This window comes from Pseudomonas agronomica, assembly GCF_025917275.1.
Taxonomy (GTDB): Bacteria; Pseudomonadota; Gammaproteobacteria; order Pseudomonadales; family Pseudomonadaceae; genus Aquipseudomonas; species Aquipseudomonas agronomica.
This window is the reverse complement of the sequence record NZ_JAOSHO010000274.1, coordinates 1-6,766: the sequence shown is the minus strand read 5'-3', so window position 1 is coordinate 6,766 and position 6,766 is coordinate 1. Positions and strand designations below refer to the sequence as shown.

The 6,766-nt window shown below is 62.2% G+C and carries 7 protein-coding genes; 6 read left to right on the top strand and 1 reads right to left on the bottom strand.

Going from position 1 to position 6,766, the window contains the following annotated elements; genetic code table 11:
* The first annotated feature begins 62 nt into the window (after positions 1–62).
* From dapE to OC610_RS18090, 3 genes are all read left to right on the top strand, one after another.
* Positions 63–1,214 carry a succinyl-diaminopimelate desuccinylase gene (gene dapE, locus OC610_RS18100; RefSeq protein WP_264429540.1) on the top strand — a complete coding sequence of 384 codons (1,152 nt, stop codon included), beginning with the start codon at positions 63–65 and terminating at the stop codon, positions 1,212–1,214.
* Positions 1,214–2,023, top strand: a complete 810-nt coding sequence (locus OC610_RS18095) for a putative RNA methyltransferase (RefSeq protein WP_264429537.1) — start codon at positions 1,214–1,216, stop codon at positions 2,021–2,023. The genes dapE and OC610_RS18095 overlap by 1 nt, the downstream gene beginning before the upstream one ends.
* Before the next feature lie 78 nt (positions 2,024–2,101).
* Positions 2,102–2,479 (top strand): hypothetical protein, encoded by a 378-nt coding sequence (locus OC610_RS18090; RefSeq protein ID WP_264429535.1) that lies wholly within the window; start codon positions 2,102–2,104, stop codon positions 2,477–2,479.
* A gap of 147 nt (positions 2,480–2,626) precedes the next feature.
* Here OC610_RS18090 and OC610_RS18085 read toward each other — a convergent pair whose 3' ends face one another.
* Positions 2,627–2,836, bottom strand: coding sequence for a cold shock domain-containing protein (locus OC610_RS18085; RefSeq protein WP_003198198.1), 210 nt, complete (start codon positions 2,834–2,836; stop codon positions 2,627–2,629).
* Between the two features lie 240 nt (positions 2,837–3,076).
* Here OC610_RS18085 and plsB point away from each other — a divergent pair, with 240 nt between their 5' ends.
* The 3 genes from plsB to OC610_RS18070 are packed head-to-tail and all read left to right on the top strand — an operon-like array spanning position 3,077 to position 6,748.
* A complete protein-coding gene (plsB, locus tag OC610_RS18080; protein ID WP_264429531.1) occupies positions 3,077–5,578 on the top strand; it encodes a glycerol-3-phosphate 1-O-acyltransferase PlsB in 2,502 nt (833 codons plus the stop codon).
* Between the two features lie 52 nt (positions 5,579–5,630).
* Positions 5,631–6,029 carry a YbaY family lipoprotein gene (locus tag OC610_RS18075; RefSeq protein WP_264429529.1) on the top strand — a complete coding sequence of 133 codons (399 nt, stop codon included), beginning with the start codon at positions 5,631–5,633 and terminating at the stop codon, positions 6,027–6,029.
* A gap of 29 nt (positions 6,030–6,058) precedes the next feature.
* The gene (locus OC610_RS18070; RefSeq protein WP_264429527.1) at positions 6,059–6,748 is read left to right on the top strand and encodes a DUF4197 domain-containing protein; all 690 of its coding nucleotides are present in this window, start codon (positions 6,059–6,061) and stop codon (positions 6,746–6,748) included.
* The last annotated feature ends 18 nt before the right edge of the window (positions 6,749–6,766 follow it).

The following is a 6,766-nucleotide window of genomic DNA, read 5'->3' as shown; positions in this document are numbered from 1 at the left end:
TTCGCGAGCAAGCCCGCTCCCACATGGACTGTGATTTCTTTTCCAGATTTCCGGAGTTTTCCATGACGGCCCACGCCGACCTCTCGCCGACCCTGCAACTCGCCATCGACCTGATCCGCCGTCCGTCCGTGACGCCGGTGGATGCCGATTGCCAGAACATCATGATGCAGCGCCTGGGCGACGCCGGTTTCAAACTCGAGCCGATGCGCATCGAGGATGTGGATAACTTCTGGGCCAGCCATGGCAAGCAGGACGGCCCGGTGTTGTGCTTCGCCGGTCACACCGATGTGGTGCCGACCGGTCCGGTGCAGGCGTGGCAGCTCGACCCGTTCAATGCGGTCATCGACGAACACGGCATGCTTTGCGGTCGCGGCGCGGCTGACATGAAAGGCAGCCTCGCGGCAATGGTTGTCGCGGCCGAACGGTTCGTCGCCGACTACCCGGACCACAAGGGCTCGCTGACCTTCCTGATCACCAGCGATGAAGAAGGCCCGGCCCACCATGGCACCAAGGCCGTGGTCGAACGCCTCAAGGCCCGCCAGGAGCGCTTGGACTGGTGCATCGTCGGCGAGCCGTCGAGCACCACACTGGTGGGCGATGTGGTCAAGAATGGTCGCCGTGGTTCACTCGGCGCGAAGCTGACCGTGCGCGGCAAGCAAGGCCACGTGGCTTATCCACACCTGGCGAAGAACCCGATCCATCTGGCCGCGCCGGCCCTGGCCGAACTGGCCGCCGAGCACTGGGACCACGGCAACGATTTCTTCCCGCCGACCAGCTTCCAGATCTCCAACCTCAATTCCGGCACCGGCGCGACCAATGTGATCCCCGGCGACCTGGAGGCGGTGTTCAACTTCCGCTTCTCCACCGAATCCACCGTCGAAGGCCTGCAACAGCGCGTCGCCGCCATCCTCGACAAGCATCAACTGGACTGGCACATCGACTGGGCCTTGTCCGGCCTGCCGTTTCTCACCGAACCGGGTGCCTTGCTGGACGCCGTGTCGTCGAGCATCAAGGACGTGACGGGCCGCGAGACCAAAGCCTCCACCAGCGGCGGCACTTCAGATGGTCGCTTCATCGCCACCATGGGCACGCAGGTCGTGGAGCTGGGGCCGGTCAACGCGACCATCCACCAGGTCAACGAACGCGTCCTGGCGGCTGATCTCAATGTGCTGACCGAGATCTACTACAAGACGCTGATCAAGTTGCTCGCCTGATGCTCGCCTGCCCAATCTGCAGTGAACCGCTGAACGCGGTGGACAACGGTGTGGCGTGCCCTGCCGGGCATCGGTTCGACCGGGCGCGGCAGGGTTACTTGAACCTGCTGCCGGTGCAGCACAAGAACAGCCGCGACCCCGGCGACAACCAGGCAATGGTCGAAGCCCGCCGCGACTTTCTCAACGCCGGGCACTACGCCCCGGTTGCCCGGCGCCTGGCCGAGCTGGCCGCCGAACGCGCGCCTGGGCGCTGGGTGGACATCGGTTGTGGCGAGGGCTACTACACCGCGCAAATCGCCGAGGCGTTGCCCCATGCCGATGGCTACGCGCTCGACATCTCCCGCGAAGCCGTCAAACGAGCCTGCAAGCGTAACCCGCAACTGACCTGGTTGATTGCCAGTATGGCCCGGGTGCCATTGGCGGACGGCTGCTGCCAGTTCCTCGCCAGCGTGTTCAGCCCATTGGACTGGCAGGAAGCCAAGCGCTTGCTCAGCCCTGGGGGCGGCTTGATGAAGGTCGGTCCAACCAGCGGCCATCTGATGGAGCTACGCGAACGTCTTTACGACGAAGTGCGCGAATACACCGACGACAAGCACCTGGCCCTGGTGCCGCCGGGCATGGTGCTGGATCACAGCGAGACCCTCCAGTTCAAGCTGTCCCTCGACAACGGCCAGGACCGCGCCAACCTGCTGGCGATGACGCCACACGGTTGGCGCGCCAGTGCCGAACGCCGCGCCAGCGTGATCGAGCAGGCCGAGCCGTTCGAAGTCACGGTGTCGATGCGCTACGATTATTTCATTCTTCAATAATGACCCAGGGCCCCGGGCAATCGCCTGGGGCCAGTTAAATCCGCGAATGGATTTTTCAAGACCGCAGCGAGGACATCCATGCGCCAACCCGATATCGAGATTTACCTGAAGGACGCCGACGTCGACCACAAGGCCATCGCCCATTGGCTCGGCGAAGCCCTGGGTCCGTGCAGCGACTGGGTGCAGAAAGGCCAGACCTACAAGTGCAAGGCCGGCAAGATCCCGGTGACCTGGCTGCCCAAGGCCGTAGGCAAATGGAACAGCTTGTACCTGGAAAGCGACCAGACCCCGTGGGAAGACGACATCGCCTGCGCCCGCGCCGCTTTCGCCGCGCTGAATGTCGAAGTGCGCTGCGCGCCCGGCTCGTGGGTGGAGGAAGAAGGTGAAGAATCGGCGGATCGCTGGATTCGCATCAGCGCCGATGGGGAAGAAGAGATTACCTGGAAGACGGCGTGACCCTGACCTCCAGTCCACCGAAGAGTCAATGTGGGAGCGAGCTTGCTCGCGAAGACGGCGTTACATTCAACATCACCGTCTCAGGCAGACCGCTATCGCGAGCAAGCTCGCTCCCACAGTGGGTTTTATGTTGCCCGTAAATGCGGGTTACAACCCCACCACATCCTCAGCCTGCAAGCCCTTCTGCCCTTCCACGACCGCGTACTCGACTTGCTGGCCTTCGGTCAGTGAACGGTGACCTTCGCCACGGATCGCGCGGTAATGCACGAACACATCCGCGCCGCCTTCACGCTGGATGAAGCCATAGCCCTTGGCGTCGTTGAACCACTTCACACTGCCGGTTTCCCGTGCTGCCATGATGCTCACTCCCGTTTTTTATTTTTTGAGTCGACTTTTCCCACCCAACCGTAAAAGGCAAAGCCGTACGAACGTTAGCCACCGTCCGGCGCGCCATGGATAGCGCCGAGGCAGCACCGGCCGAGTATATGACACCGGAGAAAACTCTCAACTGACTTTACTTCGGCGCTTTTTTGCCGATTTTCGACGAATCCGGCACACTGGCCCCCGCTCCATCCCATTCACTCATGCAGAAGCCGTATGACCCGCTCCCCGTTCCGCCGTCTTGTGTTTGGCACCTTGCGCCGACTGTTATATCTCTGGGTTCGCTCCGAGACGATCAACCAGTCGTCCTTTACCCTCAACCTCGACCGCAGTCGTCCCGTGTTCTACGTCCTGCAAGATCCATCGCTCACCGACCTCGCGGTGCTCGACACCGAGTGCACCAAGGCCGGCCTGCCGCGCCCGGTGCTCCCGGTGTCGGTGGGCAACCTGCTGGAACCGGCGGCGTTCTTCTACCTGACGCCGGCGCCGGACTGGCTCGGGCGCCAGGACAAGCGAGGAGCGCCGCCCACCCTGACGCGGCTGGTCGACGTGCTGACCCACAACGTCGCCGAAGACGCGCAGATCATCCCGGTCAGCGTGTTCTGGGGGCAGTCGCCCGACAGCGAATCCAGCCCCTGGAAATTGCTGTTCGCCGACAGTTGGGCGGTCACCGGGCGCTTGCGTCGATTGCTGAGCATCATGATCCTGGGCCGCAAGACCCGCGTGCAGTTTTCCGCGCCGATCCACCTGCGCGAGCTGATCGAGCACGACAAGGGCCACGAACGCACCGTGCGCATGGCCCAGCGGATCCTGCGGGTGCACTTCCGCAACCTGAAAGCGGCGGTCATCGGCCCTGACATTTCCCACCGACGCAACCTGGTGAAGGGCCTGGTGAACCAGCCGCTGGTCAAGCAGGCCATTGCCGAAGAGGCCGAGCGGGAGAAGATTTCCCCGGAAAAAGCCAAGGCCCAGGCCCTGCGCTACGGCAACGAGATCGCTTCGGACTACACCTACACGGCCATCCGCTTCCTGGAAGTGGTGCTGAGCTGGTTCTGGAACAAGATCTACGACGGCATCAAGGTCAACCACATCGAAGGCGTGCAGAACGTCGCCCAAGGTCACGAAGTCATCTACGTGCCGTGCCACCGCAGCCATATCGACTACCTGCTGTTGTCGTACCTGCTGTTTCGCAACGGCCTGACGCCACCGCACATCGCCGCCGGCATCAACCTGAACATGCCGGTGATTGGCAGCCTGCTGCGCCGTGGCGGGGCGTTCTTCATGCGCCGCACATTCAAGGGCAACCCGCTCTACACCGCCGTGTTCAACGAATACCTGCACACGCTGTTCACCAAGGGCTTCCCGGTGGAGTATTTCGTCGAAGGCGGCCGTTCGCGCACCGGGCGCATGCTGCAACCCAAGACCGGCATGCTCGCCATCACCCTGCGCAGCTTCCTGCGCTCGTCGCGCATGCCCATCGTGTTCGTGCCGGTGTACATCGGTTATGAGCGCGTACTGGAAGGCCGCACCTACCTGGGCGAACTGCGCGGCGCGAGCAAGAAGAAAGAGTCGATCTTCGATATCTTCAAGGTCATCGGCGCCCTCAAGCAGCGCTTCGGCCAAGTGGCGGTGAACTTCGGCGAGCCGATCAAGCTGGCGGAATTCCTCGACGGCGAGCAGCCCGATTGGCGCCAACAGGAACTGGGTCCGCAATTCAAACCGGCCTGGCTCAACGCGACCACCAACCGCCTCGGCGAACGCGTGGCGCGGCACCTGAACGAAGCCGCGGCCATCAACCCGGTCAACCTTGTCGCCCTGGCGCTGCTGTCCACCAGCCGCCTGGCCCTGGACGACCAGGCCATGGCCCGCGTGTTGGACTTGTACCTCGCGTTGCTGCGCAAAGTGCCTTATTCACCGCATACCACGCTGCCTGAGGGCGACGGCCAGGCGTTGATCGAGCATGTCAAAGGCATGGACCTGTTGTCGGAACAGAGCGATGCCTTGGGCAAGATCCTGTACCTGGATGAGCAGAATGCGGTACTGATGACCTACTACCGCAACAACGTGCTGCACATCTTCGCCCTGCCGGCGTTGCTGGCAAGCTTCTTCCAGAGCAGCTCGCGCATGAGCCGCGAGCAGATCCTGCGTTATACCCGGGCCTTGTACCCGTACCTGCAATCGGAGCTGTTCATTCGCTGGTCGCTGGAAGAGTTGGACGACGTGGTCGACCAGTGGCTCGAAGCGTTCGTCGAGCAGGGCCTGTTGCGCTTCGAGAAAGACCTGTACTTGCGTCCTTCGCCAAGTTCACGGCACTTCGTGCTGCTGACGCTGCTATCGAAGAGCATCGCCCAGACGTTGCAGCGCTTCTACATGACCGTTTCGCTGCTGCTCAACAGCGGGCAGAACAGCATCAGCGCCGAAGAACTGGAAGACCTCTGCACCGTCATGGCCCAGCGCCTGTCGATCCTGCACGGGCTGAACGCGCCGGAGTTCTTCGACAAGAGCCTGTTCCGCCACTTCATCCAGACGATGCTCGACCTCGACGTACTGCGCCGCGATGAAGCGGGCAAGCTAAGCTATCACGAGCTGCTCGGTGAACTGGCCGAAGGTGCCGCCAAGCGCGTGCTGCCGGCGGAGATTCGTTTGTCGATCCGCCAGGTGGCGTTGCATCGCAGTGAGGAGCCCACGGATTCGAACGCGCCGGCAATCCAGGATTGATTCTCCACAGGCCCCAGCCTTTTGCCGGGGCCCACAATATGGAAATGGCCTAATGAAAAAGCTTCTTCTCGTCGCCGCAGCCACGCTGCTGAGCGCCTGCTCCAGCGCGCCGCTGGCCAGCAAGAACAGCCTCGACGGCGAAGTGTTCTATCTGCAACGCATCGCCCTGCCGCCCACTGCTACGTTGACCGTGAGCCTGCAAGACGTTTCCCTGGCCGACGCGCCAGCCGTCGTGATCGATGAGCAGCGGGGGCCGGTCAAGGGCCAGGTCCCTTTGCCGTTCCACCTCAGTTATGATCCGACACAGGTCAAGCCCGGCCATCGTTACGCCGTGAGTGCCCGCATCGAAGTCGACGGCCAGTTGATGTTCATCACCACTGAACAACACTCCGTGCAGCTCGATGACAAAGATCCGCAGCCGTTGAAGATTCGCGTCAACGCTGCACGCTGATTCCTGTTCCACTCCTCAAGGAAGCTGCCATGCTCCGCTCTACCCTTCGTTTCACCGGCCTGTGTGCCGGCCTGTTGATCTGCGCCAATGCCATGGCCCTGTCCTTGGGCGATCTGTCCCAGAAAGACGCCACGGGTGGCCTCAAGGATGCACTGACCCAAGGCGCCCAGATCGCCGTCAAGCAACTGGGCACGCCGGGCGGTTTCAGCAATAACCCGGACGTGAAGATCGAGTTGCCTGGCAAGCTCGGCAAAGTCGCCGGCAAGATGAAAGCCTTCGGCATGGGCGACCAGGTCGATCAATTGGAAACCAGCATGAACCAGGCAGCCGAAGCTGCGGTGGTGCAGGCACAACCGATCCTGGTCGATGCAGTGAAGAACATGAGCGTGAGCGATGCCAAGGGCATCTTGAGCGGCGGCAACGATTCGGCCACGCAATACCTGAACAAGAGCAGCCGCGAACAGATTCGCGCCAAGTTCCTGCCTATCGTCAAGCAAGCCACCGACAAGGTCGGCCTGGCCCAGAAATACAACGCCTTTGCCGGCCAAGCTGCGACGTTGGGTGTGCTGGACGCCAAGAGCGCCAATATCGAGAACTACGTGACCGAACAGGCGCTGGACGGCTTGTTCGAGATGATCGGCAAGCAGGAAGCCACCATTCGCAAGAACCCGGCGGCTGCGGCGACCAGTTTGGCGAAGAAAGTGTTCGGTACGCTCTAAACCCCAACCCAAAACAAC